18 protein-coding genes and 1 pseudogene are annotated in these 18890 nt (G+C 58.8%); 14 read left to right on the top strand and 5 right to left on the bottom strand.

The features are described from left to right. Positions 1-113 precede the first annotated feature (113 nt). Positions 114-284 carry a rubredoxin gene (locus KHO33_RS31825; RefSeq protein ID WP_006047743.1) on the bottom strand — a complete coding sequence of 57 codons (171 nt, stop codon included), beginning with the start codon at positions 282-284 and terminating at the stop codon, positions 114-116. A 298-nt stretch (positions 285-582) separates the two neighbouring features. Between KHO33_RS31825 and KHO33_RS31820 the strand changes: the two genes are divergently transcribed. After that, positions 583-1443: a hydroxymethylpyrimidine/phosphomethylpyrimidine kinase gene (locus KHO33_RS31820; protein WP_054041676.1), complete on the top strand. Its 861-nt coding sequence runs from the start codon at positions 583-585 to the stop codon at positions 1441-1443. A gap of 540 nt (positions 1444-1983) precedes the next feature. Continuing rightward, on the top strand, positions 1984-2610 hold the full coding sequence (cysC, locus tag KHO33_RS31815; protein ID WP_200566652.1) for an adenylyl-sulfate kinase: 627 nt from the start codon (positions 1984-1986) through the stop codon (positions 2608-2610). 144 nt (positions 2611-2754) lie between these two features. Here the strand turns inward: cysC and groL are convergent, their stop codons facing one another. Then, on the bottom strand, positions 2755-4395 hold the full coding sequence (gene groL / locus KHO33_RS31810) for a chaperonin GroEL (protein ID WP_054041672.1): 1641 nt from the start codon (positions 4393-4395) through the stop codon (positions 2755-2757). Between the two features lie 54 nt (positions 4396-4449). Then, the gene (gene groES / locus KHO33_RS31805) at positions 4450-4740 is read right to left on the bottom strand and encodes a co-chaperone GroES (RefSeq protein WP_007178996.1); all 291 of its coding nucleotides are present in this window, start codon (positions 4738-4740) and stop codon (positions 4450-4452) included. 663 nt (positions 4741-5403) lie between these two features. Between groES and KHO33_RS31800 the strand changes: the two genes are divergently transcribed. From KHO33_RS31800 to KHO33_RS31770, 7 genes are all read left to right on the top strand, one after another. After that, positions 5404-5949, top strand: coding sequence for a hypothetical protein (locus KHO33_RS31800; RefSeq protein WP_234480710.1), 546 nt, complete (start codon positions 5404-5406; stop codon positions 5947-5949). A gap of 422 nt (positions 5950-6371) precedes the next feature. After that, the gene (locus tag KHO33_RS31795; RefSeq protein WP_200566653.1) at positions 6372-7097 is read left to right on the top strand and encodes a DUF4336 domain-containing protein; all 726 of its coding nucleotides are present in this window, start codon (positions 6372-6374) and stop codon (positions 7095-7097) included. Between the two features lie 515 nt (positions 7098-7612). Then, positions 7613-8035 carry a MarR family winged helix-turn-helix transcriptional regulator gene (locus KHO33_RS31790; RefSeq protein ID WP_200566654.1) on the top strand — a complete coding sequence of 141 codons (423 nt, stop codon included), beginning with the start codon at positions 7613-7615 and terminating at the stop codon, positions 8033-8035. 107 nt (positions 8036-8142) lie between these two features. Continuing rightward, entirely contained in the window at positions 8143-9522 is a 1380-nt protein-coding gene (locus KHO33_RS31785) for a chloride channel protein (RefSeq protein WP_200566655.1), read from the top strand. Positions 9523-9608: 86 nt separating this feature from the next. Then, positions 9609-9842, top strand: a complete 234-nt coding sequence (locus KHO33_RS31780) for a hypothetical protein (RefSeq protein WP_200566656.1) — start codon at positions 9609-9611, stop codon at positions 9840-9842. 924 nt (positions 9843-10766) lie between these two features. After that, positions 10767-12458 (top strand): chloride channel protein, encoded by a 1692-nt coding sequence (locus tag KHO33_RS31775; RefSeq protein ID WP_236074731.1) that lies wholly within the window; start codon positions 10767-10769, stop codon positions 12456-12458. After that, entirely contained in the window at positions 12442-12696 is a 255-nt protein-coding gene (locus tag KHO33_RS31770; protein ID WP_200566658.1) for a hypothetical protein, read from the top strand. Before KHO33_RS31775 ends, KHO33_RS31770 begins: the two co-directional genes overlap by 17 nt. An 81-nt stretch (positions 12697-12777) precedes the next feature. Here the strand turns inward: KHO33_RS31770 and pal are convergent, their stop codons facing one another. After that, the gene (gene pal, locus KHO33_RS31765; protein ID WP_200566659.1) at positions 12778-13281 is read right to left on the bottom strand and encodes a peptidoglycan-associated lipoprotein Pal; all 504 of its coding nucleotides are present in this window, start codon (positions 13279-13281) and stop codon (positions 12778-12780) included. Between the two features lie 351 nt (positions 13282-13632). Here pal and KHO33_RS31760 point away from each other — a divergent pair. Further along, a pseudogene (locus KHO33_RS31760) lies at positions 13633-14727 on the top strand (transposase); the annotation flags it as partial. 197 nt (positions 14728-14924) lie between these two features. Here KHO33_RS31760 and KHO33_RS31755 read toward each other — a convergent pair. Further along, entirely contained in the window at positions 14925-15830 is a 906-nt protein-coding gene (locus KHO33_RS31755) for a LysR family transcriptional regulator (RefSeq protein ID WP_200566660.1), read from the bottom strand. Positions 15831-15896: 66 nt separating this feature from the next. Here KHO33_RS31755 and KHO33_RS31750 point away from each other — a divergent pair, with 66 nt between their 5' ends. The 4 genes from KHO33_RS31750 to KHO33_RS31735 all read left to right on the top strand — a co-directional run bounded on the left by KHO33_RS31750 (position 15897) and on the right by KHO33_RS31735 (position 18844). Next, complete coding sequence (locus KHO33_RS31750) at positions 15897-16343, top strand: DoxX family protein (protein ID WP_236074730.1); 447 nt, start codon at positions 15897-15899, stop codon at positions 16341-16343. A 45-nt stretch (positions 16344-16388) separates the two neighbouring features. Continuing rightward, the gene (locus KHO33_RS31745) at positions 16389-17261 is read left to right on the top strand and encodes an NmrA family NAD(P)-binding protein (RefSeq protein ID WP_200566661.1); all 873 of its coding nucleotides are present in this window, start codon (positions 16389-16391) and stop codon (positions 17259-17261) included. A 140-nt stretch (positions 17262-17401) separates the two neighbouring features. Then, positions 17402-18031 (top strand): NAD(P)-dependent oxidoreductase, encoded by a 630-nt coding sequence (locus KHO33_RS31740; protein WP_200566662.1) that lies wholly within the window; start codon positions 17402-17404, stop codon positions 18029-18031. A 237-nt stretch (positions 18032-18268) separates the two neighbouring features. Then, positions 18269-18844, top strand: a complete 576-nt coding sequence (locus tag KHO33_RS31735) for a helix-turn-helix domain-containing protein (protein ID WP_200566703.1) — start codon at positions 18269-18271, stop codon at positions 18842-18844. Positions 18845-18890 lie beyond the last annotated feature (46 nt).

The following is an 18890-nucleotide window of genomic DNA, read 5'->3' as shown; positions in this document are numbered from 1 at the left end:
GTTGCGCGCCGAGCGCATGAATCGCGTTCGATCCGGCCGACGCCCCCTGCAAACGCCGCGCCGCAACCGCACGGCGTGGCGCTCAGCGGGAGACCGCCGTTTGCCGTCGGACCTCAGATCTGGACCATCTCGAAGTCTTCCTTGCGCGCGCCGCATTCCGGGCAGGTCCAGTTAATGGGAACGTCCTCCCAGCGTGTGCCCGGCGCAATGCCTTCGTCCGGCAAACCGGCTTCTTCGTCGTAAATCCAGCCGCAAATCAGGCACATCCAGCTTTGATATTCCATTCTTGTGTCGCGTCTTAGAGTCCGTGGAAACGGGAGCCATGATGGTACCGTGTTGCCGCCCCAATGCCTAGCGATCAGAAACGCGCAATCGTAATGTGCAGCGGCCTTTGGCTAGAGGGTTGCGTCGGTTTGGCCGGCGCTTGCGCGCGGGGTCGCGCCTGGTTGCCGGTTATGTGCTGCTGGCTTGCGGCAACCTGCCGAAGAATGCGAAAAAACGCCCTCATGACAGTTTAGGCCGCATAATTGAGCCGATTGCGCACCCTCTGCGCCTAAATACAGCTCCTTTTTGTAAATCTTCATGCCCAGCGATACGCCTCCGATCGTCCTCACCTTCGGCCTTTCCGATCCCACCGGCGGCTCCGGCCTGCAAGCAGACCTGATGACCCTTGCCAGCATGGGCTGCCATGGCGTCTCCGTGCTCACGGGCTATACCGTGCGCGACTCGGCAAGCTGCGATGAAGTTACCGGGCTCGATCCCGAAGTGGTTGCGACCCAGGCCCGGATGCTGCTTGAAGACATGCCGATCGCTGCCTTCAAGGTCGGCGCATGCACACGCGCGGAAGTGGTCAGCGCAATTGCCGAGGTGGTCGCCGATTACGACGACATCCCGCTGATCCTCGCCCCCGATTTCACGCTCGACGACGAACACGTGCTCGCCGCCGACGAACTGCGCGAAGCGATCGCCGACCTGCTGGCGCCGCAAACCACCTTGCTGGTCGCCGATTCGGCCACACTGCTCGCCCTCGCCCAGCCAGACGGCGACGCCGAAGCACCGAGCCTCGACGCTGCGATTTCGCATCTGCTGTCGCAAGGCTGCGAATACATTCTGTCGACGGAAACCGGCACGCATCGGCTCGTTAATACGCTGTTCAGCGAAGACGGCCAACTGCGCCAGGATATGTGGGACCGTGGCGCGCATCGGATCATGGGCATTACCGACACACTCGGCGCCGCGATTGCCGCCTTGCTGGCTAACGGCCAGGAGCCGGCGGAAGCCGTGCGCGAGGCGCAGGAGTATCTGTATCAGGCGATGCGCAACGCGTTTCGGCCGGGCATGGGCGCCTATCTGCCGGACCGCTTTTTCTGGGCCCGCAGCAGCGACGACGACACGCCGCCAGCAACGGGCAAGGACGCGGCACCGGGCGAGGCGCGGCATTGATTTGACGGCTCGAAGCGCCTGCTGCGCAAGCGGCAGGCGCCCGACGAGCGTTTCCACTTCAGTGGCGACCCGACAGCCCCGGTAAAAAACCCGCATTTCTGCGGGTTTTTTGTTTTGAGAGACAGGCCTCCGGAAGGCTTGACCCCACCTCGCCTTTCTCCGTCTTAACCGATGTTCGACCTGGAAAGCTCCGCGCCTGCGGGCACGCCCTGCCCCTGATCTCTCCCTCAGACCTCGTCTCAGCACACGGCCGGGCTCGACTTTCTCGCGAAACCGGCAGGACCCGCCGCCCCTTTCATCACGCCAACATACGTTTGAACTTGTAATCAAACGTTACAGCATCGGCGTTATCGCCAAGCTAAACTTTACATTTCGTAAAACTGTCATATATCCCCCATGCCTTCGCCGACTCCCATCCCCCTGCCCGTGGGCCCTTCGGACGGCGCTCGTGTCATGGTCGAAAATCGACACTTGCCCCTGCAAAACGCCGGAGTCTGGCGGCAGCGTTCACACTGCGTCTGAAAGCGAGCGGAAATCACAATGGGACAGTCTCACGCCTTCCTGAAACGTTTCCAAGGCTCAATTACCGCCCGCGACAGGATGGAAATATTCCGCCAGAAACCAGTCACGATCTGGCTGACCGGATTATCCGGGGCCGGTAAATCGACCATTGCTTTCGAACTCGAACAGCAACTCGTTTCACTAGGCCGCGCATGCTATGTACTCGATGGCGACAATATTCGCCACGGCTTGGCGCGCGACCTCTCCTTCGACCAGAAAGATCGCCGTGAAAATATTCGCCGGGTGGCGCACGTCGCCCAATTGATGAACGACGCAGGTCTCATCGTCATCACGGCGCTTATTTCGCCAATGCGTGAAGACAGAGCGATGGCGCGCGAAATTATTGGCGCCGGTAACTTCATCGAGACTTATCTTTCCGCCTCGGTCGATACATGCGCCGATCGTGATCCGAAAGGTCTTTACGCCAAAGCCCGAGCCGGAGAAATCGCGTCGTTTACTGGCGTATCAGCAGCTTATGAAGCGCCGGCCGATCCTGAATTGAAAATAGACACCGCAGCGCTGACGCCGGCTGAAAGCGTGGCGAATATATTTACTTACTTGCGCGATAACCACCTCACGAATCTCGCTTGCGTGGAGCGCTCGTAATACCGGATCACCTAGCTGCTTGCCCCAAAACAAAAAACCCGCATTTCTGCGGGTTTTTTGTTCTGGGAAGTACGCCTCGCGACGCACCTCCCCATGTGTTTCCAACTGAGCCTCAAACGAGGCCAAGTGAGGCTCAATCGGAAATTACATGTCCATGCCCATGCCGCCCATGCCGCCGGGCATACCGCCGCCCATCGGAGCATCTTCCTTCGGCAGTTCGCAAACAGCTGCGTCGGTGGTCAACAGCAGGCCAGCGACCGAAGCTGCGTTTTGCAGCGCCGTGCGCGTCACCTTCGTCGGGTCCACGACACCTGCGTCAACCAGGTCGACGTACTCGCCGGTTGCGGCGTTGTAGCCGTAGTTGCCCGTACCAGCAGCAACAGCTGCCACCACGACGCTGGCTTCTTCGCCACCGTTCGTGACGATCTGACGCAGCGGCTCTTCCATCGCGCGCAGCACGATCTTGATACCTGCGTCCTGATCGGCGTTAGCGCCCTTCAGACCAGCGATTGCCGTACGTGCACGGATCAGTGCGACGCCGCCGCCAGCAACGATGCCTTCTTCCACAGCTGCGCGCGTTGCGTGCAGTGCGTCTTCGACACGTGCCTTCTTTTCCTTCATTTCGACTTCGGTCGCAGCACCGACCTTGATCACTGCAACGCCGCCAGCCAGCTTGGCCACGCGTTCTTGCAGCTTTTCACGGTCGTAGTCCGACGTAGCTTCTTCGATTTGCGTGCGAACTTGCTTCACACGTGCTTCGATGGTTGCTGCTTCGCCAGCGCCGTCGATGATCGTCGTGTTTTCCTTGCCCACTTCGATGCGCTTCGCTTGACCCAGTTCAGCCAGCGTTGCCTTTTCGAGCGTCAGGCCGGTTTCTTCAGCGATGACTTGACCGCCGGTCAGGATCGCGATGTCTTCCAGCATGGCCTTACGACGATCGCCGAAGCCCGGAGCCTTGACAGCAACAGTCTTCAGGATGCCGCGGATGTTGTTCACAACCAGCGTAGCCAGCGCTTCGCCTTCGACGTCTTCTGCGATGATCAGCAGCGGACGGCCAGCCTTAGCGACTTGCTCGAGGACCGGGAGGAGGTCACGAATGTTCGAAACCTTCTTGTCGTGCAGCAGCACGAACGGGTTTTCGAGCACAGCAACTTGCTTGTCCGGGTTGTTGATGAAGTACGGCGACAGGTAGCCGCGGTCGAATTGCATACCTTCGACAACGTCCAGTTCGTCTTGCAACGACTTGCCGTCTTCAACGGTGATGACGCCTTCCTTGCCAACCTTGTCCATCGCTTCAGCGATACGGTCGCCGATCGACGAGTCGCTGTTTGCCGAGATCGAACCGACTTGAGCGATTTCCTTGTTGGTCGTGCAAGGCTTGCTGATCTTGCGCAGTTCTTCGATCGCTGCGAACACAGCCTTGTCGATACCGCGCTTCAGGTCCATCGGGTTCATGCCCGATGCAACGTACTTCATGCCTTCGCGGACGATCGACTGAGCCAGAACCGTTGCGGTCGTGGTGCCGTCACCTGCGTTGTCGCTGGTCTTGGAAGCAACTTCCTTGACCATTTGTGCGCCCATGTTCTGGAGCTTGTCTTTCAGTTCGATCTCTTTCGCGACCGAAACACCATCCTTCGTGACCGTCGGGCCGCCGAAGCTGCGTTCCAGGACAACGTTGCGACCCTTCGGGCCCAGCGTGACCTTCACAGCGTTCGCGAGGATGTTCACGCCTTCAACCATCTTGGCACGGGCGGAATCACCGAATACGACGTCTTTAGCTGCCATCTTCTAACTCCTTGAATTCTTTGGGATATGACCGGGAAAAGTAGCGACTGGCGCTTACTTCTGCACCACGGCCATGATGTCTTCTTCGCGCATCACGAGCAGTTCGTTGCCGTCGACCTTGACGGTCTGGCCTGCGTACTTGCCGAACAGGACGCGGTCACCAACTTTCACGTCGAGGGCGATTTGTGCGCCTTTGTCGTCACGCTTGCCCGGGCCGACTGCCAGAATTTCGCCTTGATCCGGCTTTTCTGCTGCGGCTTCGGGGATCACGATGCCCGACGCGGTCTTGGTTTCTTGATCCAGACGTTTGACGATCACGCGATCATGCAAAGGACGAAGGTTCATACATACTCCTCTCTTGATTGAGACTGAAGAACGCTGAGAAAACCCGGCTGGCTGAGCCAACCGGCGATGTTGTTAGCACTCTCGTGCAGCGAGTGCTAATTATATGGACGGGTGGTGACAAATTCAAGAAGGGATGTCGCTTTGACTGTCGAGATTCGCTTAACTTTGAACTTTGTTCACTTGAGCCTGAACCTTGCGCTGCAGCAAAACCCTGGCGAATTTCAACAATTCCCTTTTAAAACAGGGTGCTACTCGTAGATTCTTGCCACCGTCAAACTGGACATCGCTCACCCACGAACGGGCTGATCGACGACCAAATTCCTCGAATTTCCTTTGCAATCATTCACCCAGGGAAATCCCTTGATCCGTCGGCAACGGGGAATATTCGCTCCAACTTGAACACGTTTACTGTTCGACTGATGGAAGAGACGAGAGCGCCGCTGCCACGCTGGCGAAGGCGACGGAGCGCAGGCCAACTTGGTCAGAGCGCGTTCAACTTGAAGCCCTGTCGAAGAAAGTCGCGCTAGACTTTGGCGAGCTGGCACCCTGCTCTGGTTCTACATCGCTGGCAAAGCTGTTCGCAGACGGCTGTATTCATCACAACGTCCAAGTACCAACCGGGTACTACCGAAATAACCGCCCTCGCAAGCTCCAGCCCAGGGAATGACAAGCGAACTACTGGATTCGCCGCGCTTCTTTGACGAACTCAAAATCGCCCAGCGGTTCAGCTTCCAAGCGGAAGACTTGCTATTTCACCGGCTTCTCGGGATTCGAATGATCACAATTGTCCTGGACACGAACATTTACGACAAGCTTGATGCCGATCAGGCAACGGTCGAACAAATCAACCAACTGATCGCCGACAAGGTCATCGACAAATTGATGCCACGTCACGTAGCCGAAGAATTGAGACAACGTCCAGCGGGCATACCGGAGCTATTTCCGATGACTTACACGGGCCATGCTGTTGCCCGAGCAGGAATCATGTGCGCGGGCGACTATCTCGGATCTGGAGAAGTATTCGACGATCATCGTGGAGACTCTCAGAAGGCCGCCGATGCGTTTATCGCGGATGTGGCATCTATGATTGCCGACTGGTTCGTTTCAGAAGACATCCGATGCATCAGACGCTTTCCAGCCAATATGCGATGTACGCCAATGCGCTATCAACAATTCCACGAGCGGCTCACCGCGCTCGTTCGGCAGTAGTCGCTCCGACACTTCGCCTCTTCTGCAACTTGATCGCGCCACTGATGGCGGGGTCCGTTTCTTAGCAGCCGTTTCCGAAAGTGCGCCTTCGCCAGCAATACGTAAATTGGTCAGGCTCCCGAGGCTCTTTCAGCTCTTCCGGCAACAGTCCAGCTTCACGGAACGCGTGCTGCACTATAAAAGACCTTGGCCCATCGAAGACCCAACGCCTCAGCAAGTCTGAATCGATACCGATTTCCTGCAAGAGAAGAGCGTGATAGAGGTAGCCGATCGCCTCGGGGACAATGGACAGTCGCGCAAAGCCGGCAGTGACGTATCCGCCACTTGACACGATGAAGGAGGTTGGGCCAGACGTCTGGGTCGTGGACGGCCCTGCGATCCGGTTCGGCGTGCCTTGCTAAAGGATGGCCTTTTCGACCAGGATGACGATCGTGCGAACTCCCGGGCGGAAACTGTTCATTCATTCTCCGACCCGACTCACCGCTTCCCTTGAAGCCGCAGTGGCGCAGGTTGGCACGCCGCGCTGGCTCATCGGCATCAACCGGTTGCACTCCCGGTGGCTTCAGGACTGGGCAGCAGCGTATCCAGACGCACTGGTATATGCGGCCCCAGGTGGCGAGGATAAGATGTCGAACCCGCGCGGCAACCATCGTCTGCCATTGAACGGCATCACAGACTACGAATGGGAGCCAGATCTGGCCACCTTGCCCGTTGCAGGTCGTCATTTTACGGAGATCGTGTTCTTTCATCGAAGCTCGCGAACCCTGATCCTGACCGACCTGATAGAGAACTTCGAAGTGGAGAGACTTGATTCCTGTGTTGCGCGTGTTTTGACGCTCGTCGGGGGCGTGCGACATCCTGACGGGCAGATGCCGCGCGATATGCGGCTGCTGTTTGCACTTCCCTCGAACAGAAACGATCTTAGACTCGCCATGGAAAAGATGATCGGATGGGACCCGGAGCGTGTCATCCTCGCGCACGGCCGCTGGTACGGCACAGAAGGGGCTGCGGAGCTGAGGCGAGCGTTCCGGTGGCTGATCCCGTCAGGCATGAAGTCTCGCCGTCACACGGGGGTGGAGGCTGACGCTAACTATCGCGGTTTCACGCTCCAGCCAGTGCCAAAATCGTATCCCTGTAGTCGCTGGTGATCCTGCAAATGCTGGTGTTCGTAGCGTCGCAACGCGGGGAAATAGTTAGGACCGTTGATAACAGAAGGTGAGCGGTATCGTCCCGGACTCAAGGCGATGTTTTCAATGTTGCTCCGGCTGAGGGTCGATTCAGCTGGAACGCCCTCCAGATCAGGGAACTCCAGCATTGCAACCCGCACGACACCTTGCGCGCCTGCGACGGCCGCAACCGGCAGGACTGTTGCCGATGCGACAACGAACGCGCATGCAAAGTAACGAATCATCTACTGCTCCCACACGGACGAGATGTCGAAACTGCTCGAACAGACAAACCGGGCAGCACGTTGATATCAGCGTCCTCGGGTTCAGACGTTTTAAAGTTCCGTAAATGCCGGCAGCATATGGGCACGGCAAACGGTTGCTCGCTGCCGCACCGCAGTACCTCGCGCACCGTATCCGGGCGCGTGAATGTCACTTCGAATTTTAGGCACAAGGTGACATATTTTCAACAGGTTGTCGAATTTTATGGAGGTGGGATGAACTCCCGCAAAGGCGCCATCGTCAAGATACCGGGCAAGCAGGATCTGGAGGCGATGTCCGAATTCCGTTACCAGCTGCGGCAGTTTCTCCGGTTCTCGGAGGAGATCACACACGCAGAAGGCGTAACGCCGTTGCAATACCAGCTCCTGCTCCATGTCAGAGGGTTTCCGGAGCGTCAATGGGCAACAGTCGGCGAGCTCGCCGAGCGCCTGCAGGCCGCCCCGAATGGAACTGCGGCACTTGTCTCCCGCTGCGAAGCGGCCGGCCTCGTGATTCGCAAGCCAGACCGGATAGATCGTCGTCAGGTCCAGGTGCATCTCACGGCGAAGGGCGAGCGCTGTCTGCTGAAGCTGGCGGCGATGCATAAGTCCGAGATGGAGTCGTTCGGTTGGGTATTCCTCGGAGCAGGCAGACAGTAAGCACCCTCGTTTACACCGGCGCCGGTAGCTGAGCTGCCGCAGTTGCCCGGCTCCACATATGTCACAGTGTGCCATATCGCTTATACTTTGATATTTGCGGCGGCAGAATGGGTGTAGCGGCATCGATTGACAAACGCGCAATACAGCGCGCGCGACGGCTGTGGTTGCATTACGGCGTATTCTGGCTGGGTGCCATCGCAACCGGGCTGGTCGCCGTTTTCTACGCGAAACTGATTGATATCGGCTATGACGCCTTCCTGCGCTATGCGACGCGGTACTGGTGGCTGCCGCTTCCCGTCACCCCGGCAATCGGCGCTCTGGGTGTGTGGCTTACCAGGCGCTACTTTCCTGGCTCAGAAGGCAGCGGCATCCCTCAGGTCATTGCCACACTCCATGACAGCGGCGATCTTGCGCCACGTCTGCTGAGTATCAGGATCCTCGTCGGCAAGATTGTGATCTCGTTCCTCTCAATACTCGGCGGATTCACGATCGGCCGGGAGGGACCGACGATCCACGTGGGTGCCGCGCTCATGTTCAACCTGCGACGCTTTTATCCACAGCGATTCCGGGCCATCCGGGGCATCGAACTGGAACGGCGGCTGGCGCTCGCCGGTGCCGCGGCGGGTTTGTCGGCGGCGTTCAATGCACCGCTCGCAGGCGTGGTGTTCGCGATCGAAGAATTGACCCGCAGCTTCGAGCAGCGTACGAGCGGCGTGCTGATTACTGCGATCATCTTCGCCGGTATCGTTTCGCTGGGCTTACAGGGGAACTATACGTATTTCGGAACGATCGACGTCGGCAGCCGCTTTCCAGATCTGCTGGCGGCGGCGGTGGTGTTGATCGGCGCGGTGTCCGGCGTCGCCGGTGGCGTGTTCTGCTGGCTATTGCTGAACACCAAACGCTGGATGCCCACGTCGGTGAGCGCCTGGCGCAGTAACCGGCCGGTGGCATTTGGGGCCGCGTGTGGCCTGGTCGTCGCCGTGATCGGCGTGGCGTCGGGTGGCCACACGTTCGGTAGCGGCTATGCCGAAGCGCGTGCGATGCTGGAAGGACGCACGCAACTGGGCGCTGGATACCCAGCGCTCAAGATGGCCTCGATGGTTGGATCGTATCTGCCCGGCGCACCGGGTGGCCTGTTTGCGCCATCGCTCGCGATCGGCGCAGGCATTGGCAACGCATTGCACCTGCTGTTTGGTCAGATGCAGTTGCCCATGCTGATTGCCCTTGGCATGGTGGGCTACCTCGCGGCGGTGACGCAAAGCCCGATCACAGCTTTTGTGATTGTGATCGAGATGATCAATGGGCACGCGCTCGTTATCTCGCTGATGGCCACTGCATTGATAGCCAGCCAGGTTTCGAAACTGTTTGCACCTGCTCTTTACGAGGCGTTGTCGGAGCGCTACAGCAAGCCTCACGTCGCACCCGATGTCGTGCCATCCGCCCCAACCGGGGAGAGTTCATCCGGGAAGCTGCCCGGTCCGTTCTGACCAACCGGGTTTGTTTCTGCTGTGTTTCAGAGTCTGGTGCTGTTGTGCGCCCTCGTGTTGTCCACACGGCGCACGGGGAATGACAGATGAGTGATCAGAAATTCGATGATCTCCTGAAACAGGTCCAGGCGGCCGAGATCGAAATCACCCGATGTGATGCGACGATCCGCGCGTTATGGACCGAGCTCAGACGCCTCGCGCGCCCTGGAGTCGCCGCCTCGACGGAATATCAACACCTGATCGGAGTTGAAAACGAGCGACAGCGCCGGATATCGCTACGTGAGCGTATCCGCGCCACGCTCGCCGGCACAGGCAAATAGCAGATATCGGCCAGACGGGTCGACTGGGCGGACATGCCTCACGAGCACGTCTCCTGCACGCCAGGCAGAGGCACTCCGGCGGCCATTTCGCCTTTGCGGACGCGTTAATCGTTGCGCCGCTCGCCGTCATCGGCATCAATCTCGTGATCTACTGAACCGGGTTCAGAGCAAACACATTCCTGTTTTCGCTGACTGCGACCAGTTTCGTGCCCTATGCGGTGTACTACCATGGAATTGCACGCAAGCCTGCGAGCCGGTTTGGCTGTAAGAACAACGCGTGGCTGTTGCCGTAGTCTGGCGGATTCTGGGTGCTGTCAGGCGCCTGGCAACATCGGAGCTGGCCGGAACGTGATCGGTTTTGGCCGGGGTGTCCTGCGGGCAGTCAGTTGGAGCGCAGTCTTCATGTTGCACGCAATGAGGGACGTGCTGGACTCGGACGAAACGACGGCGATGGTGGAACGGACGGATCGCACCAGTTGAGTGGATACTCAATCAGGACAAGGCGAGATACGCGGCACCGGATGACCGGTTGTATGCTTTTCTGGATCGTAGTGAAGCTGGGCACGATGTCCGGAAGGCCCGGCCAGACATGCATGACATCAGCAGGTTTACATGTAGTCCTTCTGGGGACGACAAGCCATGACCGACGAAGCTCGCCGGCCTGACCAGGCCACCGGTAGCGATGCACGCCACTTGAAAGTCGCACCGGTACAGCCGCGCGCAGTCAGCCATGTTGACGACGATTCCGTCATGCCAGTCGCCCTGTACTCGTTATGCTTCCTCGCGTTCATCGTCGGTATCGTGACTGGCCTTGGCGCGGTAGTGTTCCGGGGACTGATTGGACTGGTGCACAACGTGTTCTTCCTCGGGCATCTTTCGTTTGCATACGACGCCAGCCGCTTCACGCCCGCTGCGCCGTGGGGCATGTTTGTCATTCTCGTGCCTGTCGTGGGCGGATTCGCGGTCACCTGGATTGTGAGCACGTTTGCCCCAGAAGCGAAGGGACATGGTGTGCCGGAGGTGATGGACGCGATTTACTACAAACGCGGCGTAATCCGCCCCGTCGTGGCCGTTGTGAAATCAATCGCGTCGGCACTGGCGATCGGCTCCGGTGCAGCCGTGGGGCGCGAAGGGCCGATCATCCAGATCGGGTCGGCGCTCGGTTCGACGCTCGGTCAGTTGGTGACGATGACGGCCGGTCAGCGTATTACTCTGGTTGCGGCGGGAGCAGGTGCCGGCATTGCCGCAACCTTCAATACACCGATCGGCGGCGTGCTGTTCGCCACTGAACTGATGATGCCGGAAATCAGCGTCAACACCTTTTTGCCCGTGGCGATTGCAACAGGCACGGCGACCTTTCTGGGCCGGCTATTCTTCGGTGCCGCGCCTGCGTTCTTTGTCCCCGCGCAGTTGGGTGCCATCCCGAACCAGCCAGGGAGTGCCCTGACGCTGATTCTCTATGCGCTACTCGGCGCCGTGACGGGAGCGGCCGCCGCACTGCTGATCCGTGCGCTGCATTGGGCCGAAGATGGGTTTGACCGGATACCGGGACGTTACGGGCGTCATGCCTTCGGGATGCTGATTGTCGGCGTGACCATGTATCTGCTATGGCGCTATGCGGGCCACTACTACGTCGAAGGTGTCGGTTACGCGACTATTCAGGCCACGCTGTACGGGCAACTGCAGGGTGGCGCCTTCCTGCTGTTGCTGGCGCTTTGCAAGACACTGGCGACATCGATCAGCCTGGGCTCTGGCTCGTCGGGTGGCGTTTTTTCCCCGTCGCTTTTTATCGGCGCGACGCTCGGGGCGTCATTTGCGTCCGTCGTTGCCATGGCGTTGCCCGGGGCACCCGTAAGCGCGCCCGCCTTCGCGATGGTGGGCATGGGCGCAATGGTGGGTGGCGGCACCGGTGCTGCGATGACCGCGGTCGCGATGGTCTTCGAGATGACGCGAGACTACGACATCGTGCTGCCCATGATTATCGCGGTGGCTTTCAGCCTGGGTGCCCGCCGGCTACTGTCGCCCGAAAGCATCTACACACTCAAGCTTGTACGGCGCGGACACCCGATTCCCAACGCCCTTCATGCCAACATGTTCCTTGTACAGAGCGCGGCACAGGTCATGGAAACTGACGTCTTCGTGCTCGATGAGCACGTGCCATTTCACGACGTGCTTGCCCGTACGGGAGGCGCCGCTTTCTGGCATGTCGTGATCACGAGGGCAGATGAGATTCACGGCGTTCTGCGCATCAATACCGGGCTGCGCAGAGCCGTGAGCCAGGGCGCTCCGGATATCCTGCTCGGCACACTCGCGCAGCGCAATTTCATCGTCGTTCAGGAAAACGATGTCGCGTTCGGGGTCATTACCCGGCTGTGGAAGCAGCACGCCGCGATGGCAGTCGTTGTGGGGCGACAGGAAGGACGCGGCCCCGTTCGCGTGCTCGGGGTGATTGCCAAGGAGCACATTGCGGATGCTGTTGCGAGTAGCATCAGGATATTTCCGGGGCACGCTGAAAGTCGACCCCGTCGAGGCGTAGTGCACTCGTTTGACAGGAAAGGAAAAAAGAAAAAGACCGACCGCGACGCCAAAGGAGCTGGCAATGAAACTGACACATGATCTGGACGGCCTTCGCAGGCGTATCGGCAAGGCTCTTCATCTCGACTACCTGAAACAGGTTTCAGGAGGGATGGGCGTGGGAAAGCCGGAACCGGCGCCAGAATGGGTGATCGTTTACCGCACGGCGCACGGCTTCTGCTGCATCTATCACGGCGAACCCGTCGAATTGCACGAAATACTCGACGTCCAGATCTGGGCTGAAGAGATGGATGTCGAGACCTGGTTCATCGGTCTTTGACCGCAGGCTATTTTCCGCGTCCGGCCATGCATGACCCGACTTGCCCGCAACAGCCGGCACTCAGGAATATGGCTCGCCCCACTAGCGGTAAACCAGGTCGGCGCGCCGGTTCTGTGCCCAGGACGCCTCATCATGACCCATCGCCAGAGGTTTTTCCTTGCCGAGACTGACCGCTTCCAGTTGCGAGTCGGGTACACCCAGGGTCTCGAGTTCATGGAGCACCGCTTCGGAGCGTCGTTCGCCGAGCGCCAGGTTGTATTCCGTTGTTCCCCGTTCGTCGGTATTACCCTGGATCAGTACGTGCCGGTTTGGATGGCTTCTGAGATATTGGGCGTGGGCCTGCAGGAGAGGCTGATAGTCGCTTTTGACGGTGTAACTGTCGAAGTCGAAGTAGATGCTGCGTTTCGCAAGCTGCCCGTTGGGGTTGTTGAGTTCGTCGACCTGAGCTGGCGAGACATTGGTCGTCTGCGCGCCAGCTGTGCTACCCATACCAGTGCCCGCTGCCTGATTCAGTTTTGGCCCGGAATGACATCCCGCAAGGCTTGCAATCAGCAGCATTGCGATGCCGAGTCTTGCTCCTGTCATGACATGCCTCCTGGATCTGACAAATCCTCGCGTGGAGAAACTGCTCATCCTCAAAGCCGGTTCGCACACCAGCCGACGAGAGCTTCTGGGCAATGCGCGATTTCCTGCTCGTCGATGTCTTGGTCCGACACGTGATCCGGGTATGCCCTGTGCGGCGTCACCGGGCCAGCAAAGACCTTCCTACGAAAAACACGTAATCCACCAAGCCGTATCGTTTGGTTTGCATGCGTCGTGCGGGCTGACCGGCCACGTGTCCTATCGGATCAGCTAATCCCGCCGACTAAATTCAGGCCGTCGACGTTGTAGCATGATATGCCATATTTATAGCATGGTGTGCCATATTTTCACGTGTCTGCGCACCGTCACGGGCGCTTTCGCGATAGCGACCTGTTGCGTCACGTATTCGAATCTGTGCTGAGTCGTTGCATGGCCGAAGGCCTCGTCAAGGGCGAGGGATTCGCCATTGACGCAAGCATCATCAAGGCTGACGCGAGTCCTGCGCGCGGAGTGCCGGTAACCGAGCCTATCGACTGGGGACGTGCCGACGGCCAGAGCCGCGCTGTGCGGGAATATCTTGAGGCACTGGAGCAAGCCAATCCGGTGGCCGCAGATACGTTTGAGCCAGCATCGTCTTCGGCGCCTCCAAAGAAGATATCCCTGACCGATCCTGCTGCACGATGGACGGCCGCTCCAGGCGGTCCTGCGTTCTTTGCCTACTCGACGAATTACCTGATCGATCTGCAGGCAGGGATCATTGTGGATGTTGAAGCGACGCCGGCGAACCGGTCACAAGAGGTCGAATCAACCAGGACAATGATCGATCGTGTTGAACACCAACGGGGGCTGAAGCCTCGCCGACTGGTAGGTGACACCGCATACGGCACAGCAGCACTGCTTGGCTGGATGGTTGAAGAGAAACAAATTGAGCCACACGTTTCAGTCTGGGATAAAACAGAGCGCAAGGACAATACATTCTCCCGTAGCGAATTCATCTGGGATGAAGAGGCCAACGAGTATCGATTTCCTGCGGGGAACGCGCTGCGCAGCGACTGGCGTCCACTGAAGAATCCACGCACGCACATCACGAAAGCCAACACTATCGTGTATCGATCGAGCGAAAAGAACTGCAACCGATGTTCGATGAAGAATCAATGCTGCCCGAATATGTCGTTTCGCAAAATCACGCGCAGCATCCATGAAGCCGCCCGCGATGAGGCTCGACGCATCGCGGCAACCTCCGAATACAAACAGTCGCGCCGGCAGCGAAAGAAGGTGGAAATGCTCTTCGCTCACCTCAAGCGCATTCTCAAACTTGATCGCTTGCGACTGCGTAGTCCAAGCGGTGCCCATGATGAGTTTCTGATGGCAGCAACTGCGCAAAATCTGCGAAGAATGGCCAAGTGGCTCACGGCTGAAGGTAAGCAGGCAAACCAGGCAGCTACATGACGAGAAACGGGGGGCGTCGCGCGTTGCAAGACCGCCGCCTCGCTGAACTCTCCAACTCGAAACTTACTGCCAAAGCCCGGGACCCAAACCAAAACACGACTTTTTCAACAGAATCGACCCATTGCAGCCCCCGAGGAGTGGCAGCTTCGGAGCAGTCAATTTTAGGGCACTCTCGATCAACGTTTAACCACCACCCCTCATTCCAGATACGGCGACAGCACAACTTCGATCCATTTCATGAATGCGCGGACTCGGCGCGACAGATTACTCCGATGTGCTACGACGAGGGACACGGCGAGCGCCCGGCGACGAGAGTCGGGAATAACCTCCACAAGCGCCCCACTTTCTAAGTATCGGCCAATCCCCAGGAGTGGCGCCTGAATCAGGCCGAGGCCGGCGAGCGCAGCGGCTTCGTAGATCTGCGCGTTGTTGACGTGTAGCGTACCCGGCAACTGAAGCGTCGTGTAGCTGTCGCCGCTCGGATATTCCCATCCATAAGGTCTTGAGCCGAGCATCGGCGAAAAATGAATTGCCCGATGTTCCTGACGCTGGAGATCCTCTAGCGATCGAGGGACGCCATGGCGCGCCAGATAGGCGGGACTGGCAGCGTTGACCATGCGCAGCAGGCCCAGTGGGCGGGAAATCAGCGTCTCCTCCCGTATCGGTCCAAGCCGCAGTACACAGTCGAATCCCTCTTGAACCAGATCGACTTGCCGATCCGTACTCGACACCTCCAGCTCCAACTCGGGGTGAGTCGCCATGAACTCCGGCAAGGCCGGCACGATCGTGGTGCGCGCCACTTCGGACGGAAGATCCACCCTTAGACGCCCGCGAAGTGCCACGTGCTCGCCTGCGAACATCGAGTGCAGGTCATCGACTTCAGCAAGCAGATCGCGGGCGCGCGCATGAAACGCACGTCCGTCCTCTGTCAACTGCACGCTCCGCGTCGTCCGGTGCAGGAGTCTGACACCGACATCTTCTTCCAGCTTCCGGACAGCCGTTGAGACCCTCCCCTTTTGGATGCCCAAGCTGTCGGCCGCGCGGGTGAAGCTCCCCATTTCCGCGACCGTTACGAATATGAGGAGGGGTTCAAGATTCTGCATTTTCGCGCCTCGGTATTGTTCATTCCAGAGAGAACAGTTAGTTAATTTTATCGATGTTTATCATACTTGAAAAACACAATAAGCTTCGAAATTGAGACCCACATCGGAGAACAACAGGTGACTGAAACTATGACCTTGCATCGCGCCCTGTGGGCCGGCCGGGCAATGAGTGCGTTTGTCGTTATCGCTCTGGTGACAGACGGGATTATTCAGCTTTTCGTGCCAGCACAGATCGCGAGCATGTTGCAGGAAACCGGGTTCGCGATGGACGTTACCCGTGTCGTGGGTCCGATCGTCCTTGCCTGCGCCGTCCTTTACGCCATCCCGGCTACCGCCGTCCTCGGCGCGATCCTGGTGACGGGCTATTTGGGAGGTGCCATCTGCGCCCATGTCCGCATTGGTGAGTTGGGATCGCCGCCAGAAATCATTTCGCTGGTTCTGGGCGCGTTGACATGGGGCGGCCTCTGCGCGCGCAACTTCCGTATCCGAGCCATTCTGCCGCTCATTCGTTAAGCCAACCGGGGCAGTCCACTGCCCCTCAATATCCGGAGAAAGCATATGTTTTTAGTAATGGGAATCACGGGAAAAGTAGGCGGCGCAACGGCAGAACACCTGTTGGCGCATGGCAAGAAAGTACGCGCGCTGGTCCGCAATCGCGAGAAGGCGGCTCACTGGGCGACCAAGGGCGTGGAACTGGTAGACGGCGATTGGAATGATTCGGTAGCCATCGAGAGCGCGCTCAAAGGCGTCGAAGGCGCGTTCGTCATGTTGCCGGGTGTCTGGGCGCCCTCGCCCGATTTCAAAGAAGCTAGGGGCGTGATTGCAAACTATGTCGAGGCGCTCACCAGGGCATCGCCGCCGCGAGTGGTTGCGCTTTCGTCGATGGGGGCGAACAGAACCAGCGGGCTGGGGATGATCACGGCGCTGTCGCTTCTGGAGCAAGGATTTCGCGACCTGACATTGCCGATCGCTTATGTGCGCGCCGGCGGATTTTTCGAAAACTTCCTCTACGGCTTGCATGTTGCCCAAGGTGGCACGCTCCCCGTCTACTACAACCCGACCGATCGGAAATCGACCATGGTCGCGACCAACGATATCGGCGCCGAAGTCGCAGCGCTTCTGACCGGGCCGGCATGGTCGGGGCATCGCGCCATCGAGCTCGGTTCGATGGTCAGTGCGGATGAAGTAGCGACACAATTGGGAGAAGTCCTGAAGGTCGATGTCAACGCCTTTGCTGTACCGCGGGCCGGGTGGCCGGCAGCGTTCGAGCAACTCGGCGTTCCGAAGGGCCAGACGGGACCGGCCGAAGCGATGTATGACGCCGTCAACTCGGGCTGGATGGACCTCGGCGTCGAGGGTACGGAGCACGTCCCGGGCGCGACGTCTGCCCGTGATGTCTTCGCGGCGGCCCTGAAGGCCGCTACAGAATAGGTCAGCGGATCAGCGATGGGATACGACTTTGGAAATCTACTCCGGGTATTCGTACTCCATCGTGATTCTGTCAGAGCAACCAAAAGAGCCCATTTCCATATGAAATGCGGCGTTCATACCAGCAGCTATCGAGATCGACTATGAAGGTTCTTGTTTTGGGTGCAACGGGCGGAACCGGACGGCTGATCGTCCACGACGCCTTGGAGAAGGGTCATTCCGTAGTCGCGTTGGTTCGCTCGAAGGCGCGCGCGCCCGACTTCCCAGGGGCAGACCTCATTGAGGGGGATGCCTGCGACGAAGGCGCCCTGATGCGCGCCTTGAAAGGCTGCGATGCCGTCGTCAGCTCGCTGGGCACGGGCGTTAGTCCTTTCAGCGAAGTCAGCGTTCTGACCGAAGCGACACGCGCGCTCCTCCCGGCGATGGTCCGCAGCGGCGTGCACCGTCTAATCTGCATCTCCGCCCTGGGGGTAGGAGACAGCCGTGGCCACGGCGGCTTCGTGTTCGACCGGCTATTCCAGCCCTTGCTGCTTCGCCATGCCTACAAAGACAAAGGGCGCCAAGAAGCCGCGATCCGCGCCAGCTCACTCGATTGGGTCTTAGTCCGGCCCGCGATGCTCACCAACGACCCAGCTCGCGGAAGCGTCAGGGCCTTCGTTGACCTCACCGACGTCAACGGCGGCAAGGTCGCACGCGCGGATGTCGCTCAGTTCGTGGTGGAGCAACTGGCGAAGGATACGTGGTTGAAACAGACACCCGTACTCCTATGGTGAGGATGGGTCTCGTGGATCACGTTCTTCAACCACCTAGTAGTCAGGCATGCACGAGGTCACGAACGAACAGATTGGAAGGCAAGATTGCGCTCATCTCGGGAGGCACAACCGGGATGGGGCGGAGATCGCGAAACGATTCCAGACAGAAGGGGCCACGGTGATCGCCACGGGCGCCAACCCGGAAACACTGGAGAAGGCCAAGAAGGAACCATGGGCCTCGAAGCCCACTTCATTTTTATGTTCACCGAAATGAAAAAAAATATTCCATCCGCGCAATTCGGCGGCAAGATCCGCGCGCTGAGACAGCGGCTAAAGCTCACTCTTGACTGTACGGCAAGGGCTGCAGGGATTTCGAAACCTTTCCTGTCACAGATAGAGCGCGGCTCGGCCATGCCCTCGATTGCCTCGTTGAAAGGTATTGCCGACGCGCTTGGTGTTGCCGTGCAATACTTTGTTGACGCTCCAAGCGAACAGAAATTTGTGTGTCGGGGTGAGGAACTGAGTTTCTTCGAGTTCGCGGATACCGCAAACTCGTTCGCCAGACTTACGCATAAGTCTGGAGGCCGGCGGCTTGAGGCCGTCCTTGTGAGATTCCCGCCCTATCAGAGCGGACCTGCCGATATGCCAACCAGCGCAGAAGAAGAGTTTCTTTACGTCACTTCGGGTGAAATTTCGTTGACCCTTGAGGGCAAGACATTTGTACTCAAAACAGGGGACAGTGCTCATTACCAATCGACGCTGCCCCAAGGATGGTTGAATAACCAATCCACTGAAGCGCTGGCGATCTGGGTCGGGACGCCGAACCTACTTTAAATGTTGAAACAGAGTAATCGCAAGCCACCAATTTAGTGCGATCGCC

The sequence above is a fragment of the Paraburkholderia nemoris genome, assembly GCF_905221015.1.
GTDB lineage: Bacteria > Pseudomonadota > Gammaproteobacteria > Burkholderiales > Burkholderiaceae > Paraburkholderia > Paraburkholderia nemoris.
This window is presented reverse-complemented; position numbering and strand designations above follow the sequence as displayed.